Raw genomic sequence first — 21,463 nt, 5'->3', positions numbered from 1 at the left:
GCCGCACACAGGGGTGGAGCGGGGAGTGTCAGTTCCTGTTGACGACGAACTGCGAGCCGGGCTCGATGAGGACGTCGCCCTCGGCCGAGTCGGTGATGGTCACGCGCGTCAGCGTCGCGCTGCCGCGCGCCCCGCTCATCGCGAGGATTCCGGAACCGTTGTTCGACTTGTCGATGCGGACGTCGGTGATCTTCACGTCCGGCATCTCGCCGCCGCCGGTCTTGAACTGGATGCCGTCATAGGTCGAGTCGAGGATGTCGGTGTCCCGGATGGTGACGCCCGGGATGGGCTGGCCCTGCGCGAAGAGCGTGATCGCGCCGAACTCCTGGTCCTCGTTCCAGAACGCGCCGCCGGTGCGGTGCAGGGCGTTGTCGGCGATCAGCGTCTGCCCGGAGAAGGGCAGCGGGTCGTGGTCGGTCGCGAGCATGATGCCCGGGTAGTTCATGGTGTCCGAGATGATGTTGTTCTCGATCGTGTTGCCGAAGCCGCCGTAGACCGCGATGCCGTTGGCGCGCCAGGGCAGCTGGATGGTGTTGTTGCGGAAGTGGTTGTCGGATCCGATGTCCACCGCGGTGTCCTTGACGTACTTGCTGGCCCAGACGGCCAGCGCGTCGTCACCCGTGTTCCGGAAGGACGAGTCGAAGACGGTGGACTTGCGGGTGCCGTTGGCGAAGTTGATGCCGTCGGCGTAGGTGTTGCGGATGCGCATCCCGGTGAACTCCAGGCCGTCGCCGGGGCCCCAGAGCTCGGGGATGTTGGAGTAGTCGCGGCCGGCCCAGACGCCGACGTTCGCGTGCTCGATCCAGACGTTGCTGATCTTGGTGCCCTTGCCGAAGCGGCCGTTGAGGCCCACGCCGCCCTCGGCGTTGCCGTCACCGCCGCGGATCTGGCCCGACCCGAAGATGGCGAGGTCGGAGATCTGCGTGTTGTGGTCGATGTCGAAGCCGAAGTTGCCCTCGTGCGGGTGGTTGATGCCGCCCGCCTGGTGCGGCGGGGTCAGCGTGTACAGCTGGGAGTGCCACATGCCCGCGCCGCGGATCGTGACGTCCCGGATGCCGACCTGGTTGAACTGGCCCCGGTTCAGCGGGTCGTCGGTCAGGATCTTCTGCTCCTGGCGCCACTGCCCGGCGGGGATCCAGACGCAGGGGATCTGGCCGTTCTGGTCGGCGGTCACCGCGCGCTGCAGGGCGTCGGTGTCGTCGATGCCGTCGTTGGGGACGGCGCCGTACTCGGTGATGGAGACGCACCCGGCCGGCTTGGCGGCCGGGGGCGCCACCTGCTCCAGGTCGATCAGGTCGATGACGTGGAAGGCGGCCGAGTCGCCCGCGTCGCGCTGGAGGCGGAACTTCGTGCCCACCGGGTAGGTCTGCGTCAGCAGGGCGTGGGACTCGTCGAACAGCCGCCGCGCGTCACCGCCGGGCCGGTTGGTGAGGCCCTCGGGGTCGTCGGTGGTGCCGTAGAGCCAGCTGTGCTTGGACGACAGGGTCAGCTTGCGGACGAAGACGCCGTCCGCGTACAGACTGATCGTGGCCTCCGCCCCGCCACCGGCCGCCGCGTCGGGGACCGAGTTGCGTACGACGATCGAGTTCGCGGGGTTGGTCGAGGTGAACTCGACGTACTGGCCCTGTGAGGTGAGCCGCACCGACTTCCGGCCGGAGGACTCGGAGGCGAAGTCGGTGTGGCCGAAGGTCCGCTTCTGGTCGGCGGTGAGCAGGGTGCCCTCGTAGCGGGCGTCCTCCGCCTCGTACTCGGTGTACGGCACGGCGGCGCCGCGCCCCACGACGAGGGAGCGGGTGAAGACGTTGTTGTTCTCGTCGGTCTCGGTGAGGGTCCCGGTGGCGTCGGCGGTCGCGGTGAGGGTGGCCCCGCCGCCGGTGGCCGTCCAGGTGCCGGAGATCGGGACGGTGGCCGTCTGGCCCGCGGCGATCGCGCCCGTGGCCCCGTTCAGGGTGGCGGTCCCGGCCGTCAGCCGGGTGACCGTGCCGGCCGGGGCTCCGGTGGTGCCGCGGTTGTGGACCGCGACGGTGAAGGTGACGGGGGAACCGACGGCGGGGCTGGCCGGGTCGGTCGTGATCCCGGTGATCCGCAGGTCGGGGCCGGGGCTCTGGCCGACGACGAGCTTCGCCGCCGCCGTCCGGCTGTTGTTGCCGTTGTCCTGTTCGGCGACGGTGTCGGTCGGATCGACCACGGCCGAGACGGTGTACGAACCCATGGGGCGCTTGCCGACCGTGACCGGGACGGTGGCCGAGGCGCCGGCGGCGAGCGCGGCGACCGGGGCGGAGCCGGCGACGGTGCCCTCCAGGCTGACCTGGACGGTGGTGGCGGGCGCGGCGGCCGTACCGGCGTTGCGCACGGTGGCGGCGACCGTCACGGCGTCCGTCTCGGAGGGGGAGGACGGAGTCCATGTCAGGTCGGTGACGGTGAGGTCGGGGCTGGGCGCGGCCGTGCCGACGACCTGGAACTCCGCGACCTGGCCGCCGGGGGCGCCGGTGTTGGAGAAGAAGGTCAGGCGCAGGTCCGCGTACCGTCCGGTCACCGGGATGGTGACGGAGTTCTGGCCGGCGCCTGGGCTGAACGTGTAGTCGGCGCGTGCCTTGAGCGAGGTGAAGCCGGAGGCCGACTGCTCACGCCCGAGTACCTCGATCGACTGCGTCCTGGGCCCCCACACCTGGTCGGGGTTGAGTTTGACCACCACGGCCCGTACGTCGGCGTTCGCGCCGAGCTTCACCGTCAGGCTGGACGGGAACCCGGCGGACTCCCAGTAGGTGCCCGTGGTGTCGTCGTTGGCGTGCGCGGCGACGTAGGTCTGGGTCGACGAGGTCGCCTCGATCGGCTTGTTGCGCGCGAGGTTGGTCCCCTCGACCGGAGGGTCGACGGGGCCGCCGGCTCCGTGGACCTCCACCTCGGACAACTGGGCGGCGTTCCAGCCGGAGTTGGCCGTCACCTGGATCCGTACGAACCGGGCGTCGGCCGAGGTGAGGGCGATGCTCACGGTGTTCGCCCCGGCCGGGCCGAAGGCGCGCGGCTGGGCTGCGGCGAGGGTGGTGAAGGTGCTGCCGTCGGTGCTGCCGAGGACGCCGACGGTCTGCGAGCGTGCCTCCCAGGTCGTCGGGAGCTTCAGGACGACGTCGTCCACGCGGGTGCTCGCGCCGAGGTCGACCTGCACCCACTGGGGGAACGATCCCGCCGGGCCCTCCCAGTAGGACTGCTGGCTTCCGTCGGTGACGTTGCCCGCCGGGTACGCCCCGTGGGCTCCGCCGGCCGTGACCGTTCTGCCGAGCGCGAGGTTGGGCCCGGCCGCCGCGGCGTACGCGTGGACGGGCAGGAGCCCTAAGGCGATCAGTCCGGCTATCAGCATGCCGACCGTCAACCGCCAGCTCAGGATGTTGCCTCTCATATGGGCCTCTCCGTCTGCCGGGCCGCGGCCATGCGTCGACACAGGGACACTCGCCAGGAACCCAGCGGAGCTCTGACAATGAATGACGGCGAGATACAGACTTATTGAGCATTTTCGTTAATCTTTTGCGCCGCCGGGGTGTCAGGTTTCTATCAGGTCACCGCTTTGTCAACAGCCCCGGCAGAAACGGCAGTTGGGGTGTGGCATCCCCGCAGGTCAACGCAGAACGGCTCCGGTGCCGGGGAGGCGGTGAGGCCTCCCCGGCACCGGAGCCGGGAACGAGCGGGGGGGTGAGGGTCAGCCGACGGGCGGCGGCGCGGTCGATCCGCGCACGACGAGTTCGGGCTCGAAGAGGAGCTCGCCGGGGTCGGTCTGGGTGCCCTGGATCTGGGCGCAGAGCAGCTCGACCGCCGCGCGCCCCATCGCCTCGATGGGCTGGCGGACCGTGGAGAGCGGCGGCTCGGTGCAGTTCATGAAGGCGGAGTCGTCGAAGCCGACGACGGACACCTGCCCGGGAACGGAGAGCCCGCGCCGGCGCGCGGCCCTGATCGCCCCCAGGGCGAGCGGGTCACTGGCGCAGACGATGCCGGTGACGCCCCGCTCCAGGAGGCGGGTGGCGGCGGCCTGGCCTCCTTCGAGCGAGAAGATCGACCGCACGACGTGCTCGTCCGGCAGCGTGGTGCCCGCCGCTTCGGCGGCAGCCCGCGCCGCTTCGAGCTTGCGCCGCGAGGGGACGTGGTCGCTCGGACCGAGGACGAGACCGATCCGCTCGTGCCCGAGCGAGGCGAGGTGGCGCCAGGCCTGCTCGACGGCGACGGCGTCGTCGCAGGACACGCAGGGGAAGTTGAGCCCGGCGATGGACGCGTTGATGAGGACGACCGGGATGTTGCGCTCGGCCAGCTGGTGGTAGTGGTCGTGCGGCGCGTCCGCCTGCGCGAACAGACCGCCGGCGAAGACGACGCCGGACACCTGCTGCTGGAGGAGGAGTTCCACGTAGTCGGCCTCGGAGACGCCCCCCTTGGTCTGGGTGCAGAGCACCGGGGTCAGCCCCTGCTGCGCGAGCGCGCCGCCGATGACCTCGGCGAACGCGGGGAAGATGGGGTTCTGCAGCTCCGGCAGGACCAGACCGACGAGCCGCGCGCGCTCACCGCGCAGCTGGGTGGGCCGCTCGTATCCGAGCACGTCGAGCGCGGTGAGGACGGACTGCCGGGTGGCCTCGGAGACACCGGGCTTGCCGTTGAGCACACGGCTGACCGTGGCCTCGCTGACTCCCACCTTCTTGGCCACTTGAGCAAGTCGTCGCGTCATGAACGCAAGACTAGCGCAAGTCTCGCAAGTTTGTTGCGTCGCTCTCGGTCATCGGACGCAAGGCGCCTGACACCGCGACCTACCCGCTCACGGCCGGGGCCGGGGTCCGGTTCCACCGCATACGGGACCAGGGGAGGGCCAGCTCGCTCCGGTCCCGTACCTCCCGGGGGGCGAGGGCCGCGAGGGGGGTGGCTCCGGCGTGACGGGCGAAGACCGTGTCGACGTAGCGGTGGCCGGTGTCGGCGGCGAGGAAGAGGACCGTGCGCCCAGGGGCGCGTTCGCGTTCGTGGCGGGCGGCGAGATAGGCGGCTCCGGTCGAGAGGCCCGCGAAGACCGCGTGGCGGCGCAGGAGGTCGACGCTGCCGGCGAGGGCCGCGTCGAAGGAGATCCAGTGCAGGGTGTCGTACAGCTCGTGCGCGACGTTGCCGAAGGGGATGGAGCTGCCGATCCCGGCGATGATGATCTCGGGGTCGGCGACGTGCTCCGCGCCGAAGGTGACGCTGCCGTACGGCTGAACCCCGACGAGCTCGACGTCGGGCGCCGCACGCCCGTCCGGGGCCTCGCGCAGATAGCGGGCGAGGGCTCCGGTGGAGGCACCCGAGCCGACCCCGCCGACGACGGTCAGGCCGTCCGCGCCGGTCGCCTCGCGGACGCGGTCGGCGATCGCGCGGTACCCCAGGTAGTGGACGGCGTCGTGGTACTGCCGCATCCAGTGGTACTCGGGGTGCGCGGCGAGGATCTCGTGGATCCGTTCCACCCGCCGCTTCTGATCGAGCTTGAGGTCGGCGCACGGTTCCATCTGCTCCAACGTCGCTCCGAGGACGGCGAGCTGGGTCCGCAGGGTGTGGTCGACCGTCGTCGAGCCGACGATGTGGCAGCGCATGCCGTGCCGGTGACAGGCCAGGGCGAGGGCGTACGCGTAGATGCCGCTGGAGCTGTCCAGGAGCGTGTCCCCGCGCCGTACGGCTCCGGTGTCGAGCAGATGGCGTACGGCGGCGAGGGCCGAGACGACCTTCATCGTCTCAAAGCGCAGGCAGACGAGCCGGTCGTCGAGGCGTATCAGGTCCGGTCGGCCGATGGCCTCCGCGATGTGCTGGTCCATGCGGGATCTCCTTGCGGGTGGGGGCGGTCGTGAAGGTCCGGGTGGCGGGGAGGCCGTGGGCGTCCAGGGCGCGCAGACAGCGGCGTACGCGGTGCCGCAGGCCCGGAGCGGCGGGGTCGAGGAGGACGCCCGCCACCGCGCCGCTGTGCGCGATCTGGACTCCCACCGCCCCGACGTGCCGGGCGACGGCGGTCAGTGCGTCGAACTCCGGTTGGCCGAGCAGCCGTTGACCGCGCCGTGCGCTGGCGGTGGCGACCTCCCCGAGAAGCCGGGCGTCACCGGTGGCCACCGCCCGGCGCAGCAGCGCGCGCAGCCGCTCGTACTCCCGGACGTCGGCGTCGGTGGCCTCCCGTACGGGCAGGGCGAGGGTGTCGACGGGCGCTCCCCCGCCGAGGGCGCAGCCCACGACGACCAGGGGCGGGAGGGCCGTGCCGAGGTCCTCCAGGACCCGGCCCTCCCGCTGGGCGAAGAGCACCGCGCGGCCGTCCCACATCAGCGGGTCGCAGGCGAGTTCGGCGCGCACCGCGAGCCGGGCGACCGTCTCGGCGGCGAGGGGGAGCCCGTACGCGTCGGCGACCGCGCGCACGGTGGCGATCACGTCGCTGGTGGAGCTGCCCATGCCGAGACCCACCGGGATGTCACCGGTGAGCCTCAACTCGCCTCCGCTGGGCGGCAGTCCGGACCGCTCGGCACACTCCGCGACCGCGAGTGCCGCGGCCTGCGCGGCCTTCGTCCGGTCGGCGGGCACCACGGTGAGCGCGTCGGGTGCGGTATCCGGGCGGAGGACGAACGCGGCGTGGCTGCCGGGACCGGCCAGGGGCAGGGTGACCAGACCGGCGCACCGTCGTCCCTCGCCGTCGAGGAACACTCCCTGGAGGATCTCGCCGTGGTGGCAGGGCGCGTACCCGGTGCCGGTACGACGGCCCGTGTCGCGGCGCGCGGTGGGGGTCACGCGCCGCCCACCGCCCGGTAGCGGTACAGGGCCGTCTCCTCGGCGCTGAACTGGGAGAAGGGGAAGGGTTCGGCGGACAGCGCGGTCACGCCCGAGCCGAGGAAGGCACGGGCGACGGCGCTGCCGGTCTGCGCGTAGACGATCAGCGGGATGCCCCGGACCCGGCAGCGCTCCAGGACGGTGTCGAACGAGCCGTTGCTCAGGGTCATTCCGGTGGCGACGACGGCGTCGGCACGCTCCAGCACCTCGTGCATGTCGGCCGTGACGGGGTCGCCCCACTGGGTGGCCCTGAGGTTGAGGTCGCAGGGCAGCGGTTCGCCGCCGCGCTCCCGGATGGCCGCGACCAGCGGGTTGACGACGCCGATGAGGCCGACCCGCGCGCCCTGCTCGATGTCGAGCAGGCCGGCGACGGCCGCGTCCCGGGCCCGCGCGCGGACCTCCGGGGTACCGGCGGGCAGGGTCACCGCCTCGGCGTCGCCCGCTTCCCCGGCCACGCGGTGCGGGCGGGTCTCGGAGAGATACGCGTCGAGGGCGGCGATCCGGAGGGGGCGCGAGGCCTCGCGCAGCAGGACGTCGAGCGGGGCGCCGGAGAAGTCGCGGCAGACCGACGGGGCGATCTCGCCGGCCTCGAAGGCGCATCCGCCGAAGGATCCGCCGAGGCGGACCAGGGCGTACTGGTTGAGGTACGTCGTGTCGCCGCCGGCCAGCCGGGTGCCGTGGTGGAGCCAGAACACGCTGGTCGCGAGGACTCCGGAGGGGGCCGGGCCGTGCTCGCCGGCCAGGACCGCCTCGATGAGCGCGTCGACGGAGCGGAGCGGGGTGGTGAGGGGCATGGGGTGGGGTGTTCCTTCTCAGAGGGCGGGTTCGGCCGTCGGTGCCCCGACGGGGAGCGGTCCGCGGTAGGTGACGGCGGGGTGTCCCAGCGCGTCGGTGGTGAGGACGGCGTCCACCTCGAAGACCTCGGCGAGCCGCTCGGGGGTGAGGACGGAATCGGGCGGGCCGGAGGCGACGAGGCGACCGTGGTGCAGGAGCAGCAGCCGGTCGCAGTACCGGGCGGCGAGCGACAGGTCGTGCAGCGCGACCAGGACCGTTCGGTCGGTGCCGGTGAGCAGCCGCATCAGCTCCAGCTGGTGCCGGACGTCGAGGTGGTTGGTGGGCTCGTCGAGCAGGAGCGCGCGGGGCTGCTGGGCCAGCGCACGGGCGATGTGGGCGCGCTGCCGTTCGCCGCCCGACAGCGCCTTCCAGGAGCGGGCGGCGAGGGCGGTGAGTCCGACGCGCTCCAGCGCGGCGGCGACGACCGCCCGGTCGGCGGCGTCCGGTCCGCGCCAGCGGTCCCGGAACGGGGTGCGCCCCAGGCCCACGACGTCGGCGACCCGCAGATCGCTGTCGGCACCCGAGTCCTGGGCGACGAAGGCGACATGGCGGGCGATACGGCGCGCGCTCCACTCCCGTACGGACTCGCCGTCGTAGCGGACCGTGCCGGCGTCGGGGGCCCGCAGGCCGGCCAGGCAGCGCAGCAGCGAGGACTTGCCCGAGCCGTTGGGGCCGAGCAGTCCGACGGTCTCACCGGGGGCGATGTCCGCGGCGACGTCGCGGACGACCGTGGTTCCGGCCACCGACCAGCTCAGGTTCTCGGCGGTGATCCTCACAGCTCACCCCGCTTGCGCAGGACGAGGAGGAAGAGCGGTACGCCGAGCAGCGCGGTGATCACGCCGACGGGGACCTCGCGGGGTGCGAAGGCGATCCGCGCGAGCGTGTCCGTCCATACCAGGAACACCGCGCCGGCGAGCGCCGTGTACGGCAGGAGGACCCGGTGCAGCGGCCCGACGAGGAACCGCACCCCGTGCGGGACGATCAGGCCGACGAAGCCGATGGCGCCGACGGTGGCCACCGCGACCGCGGTCAGCGCGGCCGTGACCACGAGCAGAAGCGTCCTCGTGTGCCGTACGCCGATGCCGAGCGAGGCGGCGGTGTCGGTGCCGAAGGCGAGGCCGTCGAGCGCCTGCGAGCAGAGCCACGCGACGGCGAGGCCGAGCGGGGTGACGATCGCGCAGACCACGACCGTGTTCCAGCGGGCCGGCGCCATGGAGCCCAGCAGCCAGTGGGTGACGGCCCGCGTGGTGTCGGCGTCCGCCGAGGCCATCAGGACGAGCGAGGTCAGCGCGGTGAAGAGCTGGCCGACCACCACCCCGGTGAGGACGATGCGTACGGAGTCGAGTCCGGTCCGCCGCAGCAGCACGAGGAGCAGCCCGAAGGAGAGCAGCGCGCCGGCGAGCGCGCCCCCGGTGACCCCGAGCGCGCTCGCGCCGACTCCGAGGACGACGACGGTGACGGCCCCCGCCGACGCGCCCGAGGAGACGCCGAGCAGGTAGGGGTCGGCGAGCGCGTTCCGGGTGACGGCCTGGAGCACCGCGCCGCACACGGCGAGCGAGGCGCCGACGAGGGCGGCCATCAGGACGCGCGGAAGGCGCAGGTCCCAGACGAGGGAGTCGAGCAGCGGGGGCAGGGGCTGTACGTCCAGGCCGAGTCGGGCCCCGATGACCCGGGCGAGGTCCGTCCAGCCGACGTCGGCGGTGCCGACGCGTACGGCGGCCGCGACCGAACCGACCAGGGCGCCCGCGGCGAGGAGCAGCGGGAGGGCTCGGGCGCCTGGGAGCGGAGCGGCCGGACGCCGCAGGACCGCAGGCGCCCTGCGGGCGGCTTCCGGTTCAGCGGACATACCCGAGGTCCTTCATGCCCTGGGCCAGCAGCCCGAGGGCGTGGACGGAGCGTACGGACGGGTCGAGTTCGATGCCCGGCACGGTGAGGATCCTGTTCTCGCGTACCGCCCCCAGCTTCGAGATCAAGGGGTGTCCGGTCATCGTCGCGCGCTTCTCGGCCGCGCTGTCGCCGGGCCGGCCGCGCTCGGAGAGGTCGCCGACGACGATGAAGTCCGGGTCGCGCCGCGCGACTTCCTCCCACGAGACCTCGGGCCAGTCCTCGTCGACGTCGTCGAAGGCGTTCTTCGCGCCGACGATCCTGCTCATCTCGCTGGGCAGACCGGTCCCGCCCGCCACGTACGGCATGCCGTTGAAGACGGAGTAGAGGTAGACGACGGTCGGCCGGTCCGCGCCCCGGGGGACCTTGGCGGCGCTCTCCCCGGCCGTGGCGACCGCCGCGCGCTGCTCGGCGGCCAGTTCACCGGCGCGCTGCCGCACGCCGAAGACCGTGCCGAGCTTCTCGTAGTCGGAGAAGAGCAGCTCGAAGGGGGTCGTTCCGGCCGGGTTCCGGCTCGGGCAGTCCACGGCGCTGACGAACGTGGGGACCTCGAGGGCGTCCAGTTCCTCGCGCGTCCCGGCCCGGTCGGGGGTGAAGAGGTCGGCGGAGCCTCCGACGACGAAGTCCGGTGTGGCGGCGCGCAGTTGCTCGCCGGTGGCGATCTTCGGCGCGATGACCGGGACCTCGGCGTACGCGGCCCGGTACCGCGCGGGGATCTTCGTCTTGAGGTTGGCGGTGCCCGCCATCCGGTCCTGGAGTCCGAGTTCGAGCAGGGTCTCGGTCGAGGTCTGGTCGAGGGCGACGGCGCGTCGCGGCGGTTCGGCGAAGGACAGCTGGCGGCCACAGCTGGTGACGGAGGCCGTCCGGGCCGGGGCCTCGGGGTCCGCGGCGGAACCGCCGCCGGCTGCCGTGGAGCAGCCCGCGGTGGCGAGGGCGAGGGTCAGGGCGACGCCGAGACGGGTGGGGTGGCGCATGGGTTCTCCGGTCCGAGGGGGCGGGTGGGACAGGCGGGCAGGGCGCTGCACCGGTGCGGGAGCGCCGCCCTCGAAAGGGTACTGTAACGACAATCATTTTCATTAACCACCTCGGGGTGTGCTTCGCCGCACCCCGCACGGCGCCCAAGGAGCACCCCGCACATGGCCACCACGCCGACGCCCACAGCCCCCACCTCCCCAGCCCCGCCCCCGCGTTCGGTCCTCCGCGACCCCGCGTTCCTGCGGCTCTGGGCGGGCACCACCGCCTCCGGGCTCGCGACCTGGGCCCTGCCCTTCGTCCTCGGGCTCGCCGTGCTCCACCGCGACCTCGGCGCGGCAGGCCTCGGCCTGGTCCTCGCCGCTCGCACCGCCGGATTCCTCGCCGCGGTCGCCGTCGGCGGTGTGCTGGCCGACCGACACTCCCGGCGTGCGGTGGTCCTCTGGTCCGCCCTCGCGGCCGCGGTCGCCGCGCCCCTCCTCACCGCGGGGCTGGGCCGCTCACTGGTGCTGATGACGGCCGCCGCCGTGCTCGCCGGCGCAGGACAGGGCGCCTGCCGGCCGGCGTTCCAGGCGCTCACCGCCGAGACGGTCGCCCCCGAACGCCGTCAGCAGGCGAACGCCGCCATGACCATGGCCGTACGCAGCTCCACGCTCGCCGGGCCCGCCCTCACCGCGCTGCTCGCGGCCTTCCTCGACGTCGGGACGCTGCTGCTCGGCATCGGCGCGCTCTGGCTGATCGCCGCACTGGTTCCGGGCAGGGGCGGCGCCCCGCATCGGCCCACCACCACGGCGGGGGGCGTCGAAGACCCCACCGGCGATCGCCCCAGCCTCCGCAGCGACTTCCTGGACGGCATACGGGAGGCGCGCCGCCACCCCTGGTTCCTCGCCGGACTCGGCGCCCTGGTCGCCGTCATCGCCCTCGGCTACTCCGCCACGAGCGTCGCGCTCCCCCTGATCAGCCGGGACCGCTACGGCTCCGAGTGGGTGCTGGCCGCGGCCATGACCGCGTACACGCTGGGCGCGCTCGGCGGCGCGCTGGTGATCGCCCGGTGGCGCCCGCGCTCCCAGGGCTGGGCGGCCTTCGCCGGACTGGCGGCGTACGGCGTGGCACCGCTGAGCCTGATGCTGCCCGTCCACCCGCTCGTCGTGGTCGCCGCCTACGCCGTGGCCGGCATCGGGATCGAGCTGTTCAACGTCCCCTGGTTCACGGCCACCCAGCGCGAGGTCGCCCCGGACAAGCTGGCCCGCGTCTCGTCGCTGGACTTCCTGGTCTCCTACGGTCTGGCGCCGGTCGGCCTGGCCCTGATCGCCCCCGCGATCTCGGCGTTCGGGATCACCCCGGTCCTCGCCGTCTGCGCCGCGGCGTGCTTCCTGGTCCCGGCCGCGGCGGCCGCCGTGCCCACGGCCCGCCACTTCGGCCGCACACCGCCCGCGCCCAGGGACGACACGACCACGAGGACGGCCACGGCGGGCTGAGCGCCGGTCGGCCGCCCGGGGCGGGGCCGTCCGTCGGAAGCCCCGCCCCGGGCGGTGTCGGAACCGGCGTCCCGGCGATGCGGTCAGTCCAGCTGGAGCTCGGGCTTCCGCAGCTCCATCCAGGTGTGCAGGTCCAGCACGCGCTCCAGGCCCGCCCGTACGGCCACCGTCACGGCCGCCGGGTCCAGTGCCACGGTCTGCTGCGCCCAGGCCCGGTCGACCAGCGCGAACACCTGCGCGTCCGGCTCCGCCACCAGCTCCTTCACCTGCTGCTGCAGATGCGCCGCGTACCCGGGGTTCTGCGGCGACGGGTAGGGGCTCTTCACCCGCTCCACGACCGACTGCGGCAGCACGGGCGCCGCCGCGGCGCGCAGCAGGCTCTTCTCCCGCCCGTCGAACGCCTTCAGTGCCCAGGGGGTGTTGTAGACGTACTCGACGAGGTTGTGGTCGCAGAAGGGCACCCGGACCTCCAGCCCGACCGCCATGGAGAGCCGGTCCTTGCGGTCGAGCAGCGTGCGCACGAACCGCGTCAGGTGGAGATGGCACATGGAACGCATCTGACGCTCGAGACCCGTCTCCCCGTCGAGGTGCTCGACCTCGGCGAGCGCCGTCGCGTACTGGTCGGCGGTGTAGGTCCCCACGTCGAGCTGCTTGCGCAGACCGGGCTCGATGTGGTCGGTCCGCGCGGAGAGGCTCATCGGCGGGATGAACATCATCCAGGGGAACGTGTCGGCGTGCCGCGCCGCCTCGATGTGGAACCAGGGGTACCCGCCGAACACCTCGTCGGCCGACTCCCCGGAGAGCGCCACCGTCGACTGCTCCCGGATCGCCTTGAAGAGCAGGTAGAGCGAACTGTCCAGATCACCGAAGCCGTTGGGGATGTCCCGCGCGCCGACCGTCGCACGCCGCACCTCGGGGTCCGAGATGTCGGCCGGGTTCAGGACCACGTCGTGGTGCGCCGACCGCACGTGCGCCGCGACGTCGCGGACGAACGGCGAGTCGGGGGTCTCGCGCATCTCGTCGGGGACGAAGTTCTCCTCCTGGCCCGCGAAGTCCACCGAGAACGTACGGAGCCGGTCGCCGCGCAGGGCGAGCTGCTGCGCCGCGAGGCCGGTGATGGCGCTGGAGTCCAGCCCGCCGGAGAGCAGGGCGCACTGCGGTACGTCCGAGATCAGCTGACGACCGACGATCCCGGTGAGCATGTCCCGCGTCCGGACGACGGTCTCGTCGCGGCCGTCGGTGTGTTCGGCCGCGCGCAGGCTCCAGTACGTCCGCTGCCGCAGGCCCCGGCGGTCCACGGTGACGAGCGTGCCCGGCAGCATGTCGTGCATGCCCTTGTAGAGCGCCCAGCCCGGGGTCTTGGTCTGCGCGAACAGCTCCCGCATTCCGTCCGTGTCGACCACCGGGCGCACCGCCGGGTTCGCCAGGATCGCCTTCGGCTCGGAGCCGAACAGCACGCCGTCGGGCGTCGGGTGGTAGAAGAGCGGCTTGATGCCCATACGGTCGCGCACGAGAACGAGCTTCTCCTCGCGCTCGTCCCATATCGCGAACGCGTACATGCCCTCCAGGTGGTCGACGAGACTCTCGCCCCACTCCAGATAGGCGTGGAGAACGACCTCGGTGTCGCTGTCCGTCCGGAAGGTGTGCCCGTGCGACGCGAGCCGGTTCCGCAACTCCTGGAAGTTGTAGGTCTCCCCCGAATACACGATGGCGACGTCACCGGCAGGGGTGCTCACGCTCATCGGCTGGGTACCGCCGGCCAGGTCGATGACGGCGAGGCGCCGGTGCCCCAGTCCGACATGGGTACGCAGGTACGTGCCGCGACCGTCCGGCCCGCGGCACGCCATGGTCTCGGTCATCGCGTCCAGGGTGTCGCCCCGACGCGTCAGGTCGGAGTCGAACGAGACCCATCCTGCGATACCACACATTCCACAACCCCATTTCCCGTACGGTTCCGTGCATTTCTCATGCAATTCGAAGTGCGGCTGGCGCAGGCCGGGCAGAGACGAAAGTCCGCGGCGACGATTGATCCCTCGCCGCGGGAGCGTAGCAATCCGATTCCGGGCCCAACAATGTTCGCTCCACCCGTCCTTGTATGAGGAATGCACATTCCCGCCCGCCCGTCCGGCGGAAATCCGTGAGAGAGGTCAGGGGACGGTACGGAGGCGCAGTTCCAGGTCCGCCGCGAGGTCGAGGAGATCGGCGTCATGGCTGATGAGGACGACCACCGCACCCTCCTGGGCGACCCCGCGCATCGCGGCGGTCATCGATCTCAGGTGGCGGCGGTCGACACCGGAGCTGGGCTCGTCGAAGACGACGATCCGGCGTCCGCTCAGCCGCGCCGTGGCGACGACCAGGCGCTGCTGCTGGCCGCCGGAGAGCGAGAGCGGGTGCCGGTCGCCGAACGCGTCCAGGTCGAGGTCGGCGAGTACGGCGGCGGCCTGTTCCGCCCGCTCCGGGAGGGCGCCGAGGCGCAGTTCGGCCGTGAGGCTGTCGGTGAAGAGCTGGCGCTCCACGTCCTGCATGACGATGACGGCCTCGCGCTGCCGCTGTGAGCGGGACAGTGGGCGACCGTCGAGAAGCACCTGGCCGGCGTGGCGCTGCAGCCCGGCGAGGATCCGGGCCAGCGTCGTCTTCCCCGCGCCGTTCGCGCCGGTGACGGCGGTGACGGCGCCGCGGGGCAGATGGGCCTCGGCGATGTCGAGCACGGGCCGTCCGAGGAACGTGCACCGGACGCCGCGCAGCGTCAGACCGCCGGCCGGTCTGTGCGGTCCGGTCGCCGTAGCGACGGCGTCGCGCTCGGGGTCCTCCCCCGGGCCGACTCCGGGAGCCGCCGGTGGCTCCCCCGGCTCGACGCTCGGGCCGTGCGCGTACGTCCGGAGCGACCGGGGCCGTACGGGAGTGTGGAGGCTGCGCAGGCCCTCGGCGCGCAGCATCTCGTCGGTCAGTCCGGGGAATTCGTCCCTCGTCCACTCCCTCCGGACGCGTCCGTTCTGGAGGACGACGATCCGGTCGGCCAGGTCGCGGAGGTAGTGGAGCCGGTGCTCGGCGATGACGAGGGTGGTGCCCCGGTCCCTGAGATGTCCCAGGATCGCGGTGAGGTCCGCGATGGCCTGGGGGGAGAGGTTGGAGGTCGGCTCGTCGAGCAGCAGCACCGGCGGGCCGTGGGTGACGGCCGCCGCGCACGCCACCCGCTGCTGCTGGCCGCCCGACAGCTCCCGCAGCCTGCCGCCGAGCCCGGCCAGGCCGAATTCGCCGACGACCCGGGCGACCCGCTCGCGTATCCGTGGGGGCGGCGTCCCGAAGTTCTCGAGGGCGAAGGCCAGTTCGGTGTCGACGGCGTCGGTGAAGAACTGCCGTCGGGGCTGCTGCAGGACGGTGCCCGTCACCCGCCCCACCTGGGCGAGGTCGGTGATCGGTGCACCGTCGACGCGGATCTCGCCCTCGAGGACGCCGTCGTGGAAGTGCGGGGCGAGCCCGTTCATCAGCCGCAGGGCCGAGCTCTTGCCCGAGCCGCTCGGTCCGCACACCACCACGGTCTCACCGCGCCGGATGCGCAGGTCGAGACCGTCGAGTACGGCGGAGTCGCCGCCCTCGTACGTCCACCGGACGTGTCTGAGCTCGATCACCGTGTGGACCTCCACCAGAGAGTGGCCGCCGTCAGCAGCGCCACGGCGAGGACGGCGACCGCGTCGGCGCGCCCGAACCGCGGCGGGTGCATCGCCGTCGGCCAGGGCTGCGACCCCAGCCCGCGCAGCAGCGCCGACGCCGAGAGGTCCTCCGCCGAGCGCAGGCTCGACGCGATGAGGGGCACCGTGAAGTACTCGATGCTGAGCAGGGGGTGGCGCAGCATGCCCGTCACTCCGCCGAGCCCGCGCAGCCGCATGGCGTCGCGCACGGCGCGCGCCTCGGTGACGATGGTGGGGACGAACCGCAGCATGACCGCCCCGGAGACGGTGAACGCCTCCGGCACCCGCATGGCCCGCAGGGCGGCCGTGAACCGGGTCGGTGGGATGGTCCTGATCAGATGGGCGGCGATGCCGCCCACGGCCACCAGACGGAGCGTGAACTCGCCCATGACCCCGATCAGGCCGAGGAGCGGCCATGGTGCGGCGAGCGGGAGGAGATAGGCCACCGCAGCGGCCGCGGCGGCGGCCGCCGGGAGCCCGATCGCGCGTTTCCAGGCCCGCTCGGAGAGCGCGAGCAGCACTCCGGCGGCCAGGGCCGCCGGAACGAACCACATGCCGCCGGGCGCCATGACGGTGATGCTCGCGGCCAGCAGGATCGCGACGGCGGTACGCGGGTCGAGCGGCCGTCGTACGGCCTGCCTTCCCGGTGCGGCGGGCACGGTTCCGGGCACGGTGGGGTGGCCGGGCCGCGCGGGGGCTGCGCTCACGCCAGCCCGGCTCTGCGGAAGTGCTTGTCCAGGAGCCGCAGCCCCAGTGCCCCGCCGATCAGGCCGAACACCAGCGTGGACACGTCGAAGGCGATCAGCACGGCCGGCGACAGCAGGTCGTCGAGCCGCGCCACGTAATCGGCGTCCATCGCCTCCATGTACGGGCTGGAGAGGAAGTCCTCGCGGGCGTAGAGCATGGGCAGGAACAGCCCGGCGAACCAGGTGCTGAACACGGCGTAGCCGAGCACCGCGAGATACCGCGAGCGGTATCGGCCCGCCCAGAGCAGCACCTCGGCGACCAGGGCCGCCACCACCCCGACGAGCAGAGTGACGGGCGGGCTGCCGATCAGCAGCATGAACCCGGTGACGATGACGGCCAGCACGGTGACCATGCCGGCGTGCCTGACCCGGGTGAGGAAGAGCATGAACGGCACTCCGGCCGCGACGATGCTGACCGCACTCGTCACCAGGGTCATCACCGGGCTGATGAACTCGAGCAGATTGAACACGCCCACCGTCACGATGTAGAGGGCGCTGAAGACTCCGATGTCGATCAGGTCCTTGGGGCTCATCCGGACAACTATGCGGTGATCGGCGGCGTCGGCGGTCACGGTGTCTGTCCTCGTCTCGGTCGGGAAGGGGGGTGCCGCCGTCCGGCCACGGGGCCGAACGGCGGCGCAGGCGCCGGTCGTCGCCGTCACGGCGCGGAGGGCCACGGGACGGCCGACTCCTCGGAGGCCGCACGTGCCTGCGCCGTCAGGAGTTCGACGACCGTGTCGCGGTGCTCCTCCAGATAGAAGTGACCACCCTCGAAGGTGCGCAGTGCGCAGCCTCCGTCGGTCACCTCACGCCATCCCTCGGCCTCCCAGTCGTGGATCTCGGGGTCGGCGTCGCCGTACAGCACGTCGACCGGGCAGCGCAGCGCGAGGCTGGGAACCGGTCGGTAGGTCTCGCTCAGCCGGTAGTCGGCCCGGATGACGGGCAGGAAGGCCTGGACGAGTTCGGCGTTGTCGAGGATGTCGCGGTGCGTCGCGTCGGTGCGTCGCAGCTCCTCCACGAGTTCCTCGTCGGTGCCGAGATGGACCCGGCCGCGCCGGGTCAGCGCCGGGGCGGGGTGCCCCGACACGATGAGCCGCGTGGGGGGTTCGCCGGCCGCCGCGAGGCGGAGGGCGACCTCGTAGGCGACGACGGCGCCCATGCTGTGGCCGAACAGGACCGTCGGAAGCCGGGGGCCGTCGGCCGTCAGATCGGCCGCGAGGGCCTCGGCGACGCCGTGCAGGTCCGCCGGTATCGGTTCGGAGTACCGGTCCTCCCGGCCGGCGTACTGCGCGGCGAGGAACTCGACGTCCCACGGCGCCGCCGCGGCCCACGCGCGGTAGTAGCTCGCGCTGCCTCCGCCGTGGGGGAAGAGCAGCACCCGGGCCCGGGCGTACGGCCGCGGTGTGAGGCGGCGGAACGCGCCGAGGTGACGGTCGTGCGTCGCTGGATCGAACATGTCGGTTCAGTCCCTCGCTACCGGTGCCATGGAGATGTTCCAGAAGTTCGCGTAGCGGCCGCCGCGGCTGAGCAGCTCGTCGTGCGTCCCTTCCTCGACGACGTGTCCGTCGTCCAGGAAGACCACCCGGTCGGCGCGCTGCACGGTCCGCATCCGGTGCGCGACCATCACCACCGTGCGCCCGGCCATCAGCCGCTCGATTCCCTCGTGGACGGCCACCTCGTTCACCGGGTCGAGGGCGGAGGTGACCTCGTCGAGAAGGACGACGGGCGCGTTCTTGAGGAGCGCGCGGGCGATCGAGACGCGCTGGCGCTCGCCGCCCGACAGCAGCGCGCCGCCCTCGCCGACGTCGGCCGCCCAGCCGTCGGGCAGCCGCTCGATCACCTCGTCGAGCCTGGCCGCCGTGGCCGCCGCGCGTACCTCGGCGTCGGTGGCGTCGGGCCGGCCGAGGCGGACGTTCTCCTCGATCGTGCCGTCGAAGAGGTAGACGTTCTGGAAGACGATGGAGATCTGCGCCATCAGGACCTCGGGGTCGATGTCCCGTACGTCGACGCCGCCGACGCGCACCACGCCCGCGTCCACGTCGTAGAACCGGGCGAGCAGCTGCAGCAGCGTGCTCTTGCCGGCTCCGGACGGTCCGACGACGGCGAGACGCTGGCCCTGCGGTACGGAGAGCGAGGCGTCGTCGATCACCGTGCGGTCGCCGCGCCGGAAGACGACGGAGTCGAACTCCAGGTCGTGGCGCTCCGGCAGGATCGGTTCGGCGGGCTCGGGCAGCGGCTCGGTGCGCAGGACGGTGTCGAGCCTCGCCAGGACGGACCGGGCACCGCGCAGCTTGCCCCCGATGTCCGTCAGCGAGAGCAGCGGGTCGGCGCAACGCGCCGCGAGGACCAGGATCGTGAGGACCTCGGCCACGCCGATGTCCCCGTCGAGGGCGAGGTAGACCCCGAGCACCAGGACGGCGGTGAAGAGGGCCTGGACGGTGAGCGTCAGACCCACCGCTCCGGGCAGCGCCGAGAAGGTGGAGCGGCGGGAGGCGCGCTCGACGTCCCGCAGCGCGTCGTCGAGGAGCCGGAAGCGTTCGGTGGTCCGGCCGCCGGCGCGCAGCACCGGCTGGGCCTGGAGGAACTCGATGACCCGGCCGGTGGCCTCGTGGTCGCGCTCCTCCCGCTCGACGTCCTCGGCGGCGGAGGAGCGTGCGGTCCAGATCTGGATCGCCGCCACGATCGGCACGCCGACGAGCGCGGCGAGGCCGAGCTGCCAGCTGTAGGCGAGCATGACCGCGACGATCGTCAGCGGGGTGACGGAGGCGGCGATGAAGGGGGCCAGCAGGTGGGCGATGACGCTCATCGCGTCGAGGACTCCGCGGCTGGCCAGGACGGAGACCTCGCCGAGACGGCTCCCGCTGTACCAGCCGATGGGCAGCCGGGCCAGATGGTCGCCGAGGCGGTGGTACATGCCGCGGAGCAGCGCGGTGCCGACGTGGAAGCCGGACAGGTCGCTGATGTAGCGCAGCGCGGCGTAGACCGCGATCGTGATGCCGAAGGCGGTCAGCCAGGGCCACGCGTCCTCGGGGGTGTCCCCGAACAGCTCCCTCAGGACGGGGACGACCAGTCCGTACGACAGGCCCTCGACGATCGAGGTCAGCGTCATCAGCGTCACGGTGCGCCGCAGGGGCTGGGCGTACTCGCGCCCCAGCACGCGCAACAGCATTCGGATCATCGGGACTCGTCTCCTCGCAGTGCGCGACCGTCGGCTTCGGTGTCATCGGCGACCGATGGGTGGGACTGCCAGAACGCGGCGAACTTCCCTCCGGCCGCGAGGAGTTCGGCGGGCCTGCCGCGCTCGACGATCCGGCCCTCCTCCAGCATCACCACCGTGTCGGCGTCGGCGATCGTCTCCAGGCGGTGGGCGATGACCAGGACGGTCCGCTCGCCCTCCAGCGTCCCGAGGGCGGCGCGTACGGCCTGTTCGGTCTGCGGGTCGGCGAAGGCGGTCGCCTCGTCGAGCACCAGGACGGGTGTGTCGGCGAGCAGGGCGCGGGCGACGGCGATCCGCTGGGACTCGCCGCCGGACAGTCCGGCGTCCTCGCCGATCACCGATTCGTATCCGCGGGGCAGTTCGAGGATGCGGTCGTGGATGTTCGCCAGCCGGGCCGCGCGCACGACGTCCTCACGGTCGGCGTGCGGGACGGCGAGCGCGATGTTGTCGGCGATCGACGCGCGCAGCAGGCGGACGTCCTGGAAGACGAAGGAGACCGTCTGGTAGAGCTCCCGGCTGCCGAGTTCGCGCAGGTCGACGCCGCCGAGGACGACCGAGCCGTGGCTCGGGTCGAAGAACCTCGGCAGCAGCTGGACCAGGGTGGACTTGCCGCTTCCGGACGGCCCGACGACGGCGGTGACCGTGCCCGGCTCCAGCACGAGGTCGATCCCGCGGAGCACCTCGCGGCCCTCGTCGTAACCGAAGCGGACGTCGCGGAGCTCGACGCGGTGTCCCTGGGGCAGGACCGGGTGGGCCGGCTCGGGGAGCGCCTCCACCGACAGCACGTCCTTGATCCGGCCGATGGCGCGGCCGGCGGTCTGCATCTCGTCGAAGCCGTGGCCGAGGGCCGCGACCGGGGCGGTCAGACCGAGTCCGAGCAGCAGGAAGGGCAGCAGGTCGGCGGGGGCGAGGTCACCGCCGGTGATGCGGATCGTTCCGCCGATCAGCACGACCAGCAGTACGAAGGGCGGGGACAGGACGAGCTGCATCCCGGCGGCGATCTTGGAGATGCCGTGCACCCAGCGGTTGAAGGTGTCGACGAAGGCGTCCGCGGAGGTGAGGAACTTGCGGTGGGCGCGCTTGGACCCGCCGAAGGCCTTGACCACCGAGATGCCCTGGACGAACTCGATGACGGAGCTGGAGATCTGCGCCATGGCGCCGTCGAACTCCTCCTGCTCGCGCACCCGGGTGGGCGTCATCATCAGGGGGACCAGCGCGATGGCGAGGAAGACGGGGATCAGGGTGATCAGCGTGAGCTGCCAGTCGATGGTGAACAGGTAGACCAGGGAGGCCAGCGGGACGACGAATGCGGACACCAGTTCGCCAGGAGTGTGGGCGATGAACGGGTGCACGGCACCGACGTCCTCCCCGACCACCTTGGCGAGTTCACCGGTCCGGCGTCGCGAGAACCAGCCGATCGGCACGCGTCCCAGCTGGGCGGCGAGCCGGCGACGGAACGTCAACTGGACCTTGCCGTCGAGGACATGGCCGATGCCGGACGACGCGGCCGTGAACACCAGCCGTACGAAGAGGCCGACCGCGCCGACGATCACGACCGTCCACGCATGGTCGCGGTCGACCGGGCCGGGCTCCAGCAGGGTGCGCCCCAGCTCCACGACCGCGAGCAGCGGCGCCAGGCCCGCGAGGGCGCCGATCACCTGCAGGACGACGACGGTCGCGAAACTCCAGATATGGGGGCGTACGAGCCGGCCCATACTCTGCTGTGCCCCTGAACCGGTATCCGATAACGGCGCGGACCGCTCGCTCACCGCAGCAGAGTCAATCGCGTTCATTGGACTCCTCATTGTGTTTTGAAACGCGTTCCGATATCACTGTAGCGCGAGC

The 21,463-nt window shown here is 72.4% G+C and carries 16 protein-coding genes; 1 reads left to right on the top strand and 15 read right to left on the bottom strand.

The features are described 5' to 3' along the window. Positions 1–28: 28 nt before the first annotated feature. The 8 genes from ACF1G2_RS32035 to ACF1G2_RS32000 form a co-directional block, all read right to left on the bottom strand. Positions 29–3,397: a CARDB domain-containing protein gene (locus tag ACF1G2_RS32035; protein WP_391801662.1), complete on the bottom strand. Its 3,369-nt coding sequence runs from the start codon at positions 3,395–3,397 to the stop codon at positions 29–31. A gap of 297 nt (positions 3,398–3,694) precedes the next feature. Next, a complete protein-coding gene (locus tag ACF1G2_RS32030; RefSeq protein WP_391801661.1) occupies positions 3,695–4,705 on the bottom strand; it encodes a LacI family DNA-binding transcriptional regulator in 1,011 nt (336 codons plus the stop codon). A gap of 79 nt (positions 4,706–4,784) precedes the next feature. Beyond that, the gene (locus tag ACF1G2_RS32025) at positions 4,785–5,807 is read right to left on the bottom strand and encodes a pyridoxal-phosphate dependent enzyme (protein WP_391801660.1); all 1,023 of its coding nucleotides are present in this window, start codon (positions 5,805–5,807) and stop codon (positions 4,785–4,787) included. Further along, positions 5,728–6,759 (bottom strand): GHMP kinase, encoded by a 1,032-nt coding sequence (locus tag ACF1G2_RS32020; RefSeq protein ID WP_391801659.1) that lies wholly within the window; start codon positions 6,757–6,759, stop codon positions 5,728–5,730. Before ACF1G2_RS32020 ends, ACF1G2_RS32025 begins: the two co-directional genes overlap by 80 nt. Then, positions 6,756–7,592: a Rossmann-like domain-containing protein gene (locus ACF1G2_RS32015; protein ID WP_391801658.1), complete on the bottom strand. Its 837-nt coding sequence runs from the start codon at positions 7,590–7,592 to the stop codon at positions 6,756–6,758. The genes ACF1G2_RS32020 and ACF1G2_RS32015 overlap by 4 nt, the downstream gene beginning before the upstream one ends. A gap of 18 nt (positions 7,593–7,610) precedes the next feature. Beyond that, positions 7,611–8,408: an ABC transporter ATP-binding protein gene (locus tag ACF1G2_RS32010; protein ID WP_391801657.1), complete on the bottom strand. Its 798-nt coding sequence runs from the start codon at positions 8,406–8,408 to the stop codon at positions 7,611–7,613. Continuing rightward, the gene (locus tag ACF1G2_RS32005; protein ID WP_391801656.1) at positions 8,405–9,478 is read right to left on the bottom strand and encodes a FecCD family ABC transporter permease; all 1,074 of its coding nucleotides are present in this window, start codon (positions 9,476–9,478) and stop codon (positions 8,405–8,407) included. The genes ACF1G2_RS32010 and ACF1G2_RS32005 overlap by 4 nt, the downstream gene beginning before the upstream one ends. Beyond that, positions 9,468–10,490, bottom strand: a complete 1,023-nt coding sequence (locus ACF1G2_RS32000) for an ABC transporter substrate-binding protein (protein WP_391801655.1) — start codon at positions 10,488–10,490, stop codon at positions 9,468–9,470. Before ACF1G2_RS32000 ends, ACF1G2_RS32005 begins: the two co-directional genes overlap by 11 nt. 162 nt (positions 10,491–10,652) lie before the next feature. Here ACF1G2_RS32000 and ACF1G2_RS31995 point away from each other — a divergent pair, with 162 nt between their 5' ends. Next, a complete protein-coding gene (locus ACF1G2_RS31995; protein ID WP_391801654.1) occupies positions 10,653–11,966 on the top strand; it encodes an MFS transporter in 1,314 nt (437 codons plus the stop codon). Between the two features lie 83 nt (positions 11,967–12,049). On the opposite strand, the gene asnB is transcribed toward ACF1G2_RS31995, so the two are convergent. The 7 genes from asnB to ACF1G2_RS31960 all read right to left on the bottom strand — a co-directional run bounded on the left by asnB (position 12,050) and on the right by ACF1G2_RS31960 (position 21,411). Next, the gene (gene asnB, locus ACF1G2_RS31990; RefSeq protein ID WP_391801653.1) at positions 12,050–13,894 is read right to left on the bottom strand and encodes an asparagine synthase (glutamine-hydrolyzing); all 1,845 of its coding nucleotides are present in this window, start codon (positions 13,892–13,894) and stop codon (positions 12,050–12,052) included. A gap of 219 nt (positions 13,895–14,113) precedes the next feature. Further along, positions 14,114–15,595 (bottom strand): ABC transporter ATP-binding protein, encoded by a 1,482-nt coding sequence (locus tag ACF1G2_RS31985; RefSeq protein WP_391801652.1) that lies wholly within the window; start codon positions 15,593–15,595, stop codon positions 14,114–14,116. After that, a complete protein-coding gene (locus tag ACF1G2_RS31980) occupies positions 15,592–16,362 on the bottom strand; it encodes an energy-coupling factor transporter transmembrane component T (RefSeq protein WP_391801651.1) in 771 nt (256 codons plus the stop codon). The genes ACF1G2_RS31985 and ACF1G2_RS31980 overlap by 4 nt, the downstream gene beginning before the upstream one ends. After that, entirely contained in the window at positions 16,359–16,934 is a 576-nt protein-coding gene (locus tag ACF1G2_RS31975; protein ID WP_391801650.1) for an MptD family putative ECF transporter S component, read from the bottom strand. Before ACF1G2_RS31975 ends, ACF1G2_RS31980 begins: the two co-directional genes overlap by 4 nt. A 125-nt stretch (positions 16,935–17,059) precedes the next feature. Further along, positions 17,060–17,857: a thioesterase II family protein gene (locus ACF1G2_RS31970; protein ID WP_391801649.1), complete on the bottom strand. Its 798-nt coding sequence runs from the start codon at positions 17,855–17,857 to the stop codon at positions 17,060–17,062. Positions 17,858–17,863: 6 nt separating this feature from the next. After that, positions 17,864–19,579 carry an ABC transporter ATP-binding protein gene (locus ACF1G2_RS31965; protein WP_391801648.1) on the bottom strand — a complete coding sequence of 572 codons (1,716 nt, stop codon included), beginning with the start codon at positions 19,577–19,579 and terminating at the stop codon, positions 17,864–17,866. Next, on the bottom strand, positions 19,576–21,411 hold the full coding sequence (locus ACF1G2_RS31960; protein WP_391801647.1) for an ABC transporter ATP-binding protein: 1,836 nt from the start codon (positions 21,409–21,411) through the stop codon (positions 19,576–19,578). Before ACF1G2_RS31960 ends, ACF1G2_RS31965 begins: the two co-directional genes overlap by 4 nt. Positions 21,412–21,463 lie beyond the last annotated feature (52 nt).

It is taken from the genome of Streptomyces sp. NPDC013457 (assembly GCF_043089925.1).
Classification (GTDB): domain Bacteria; phylum Actinomycetota; class Actinomycetes; order Streptomycetales; family Streptomycetaceae; genus Streptomyces.
This window is presented reverse-complemented; position numbering and strand designations above follow the sequence as displayed.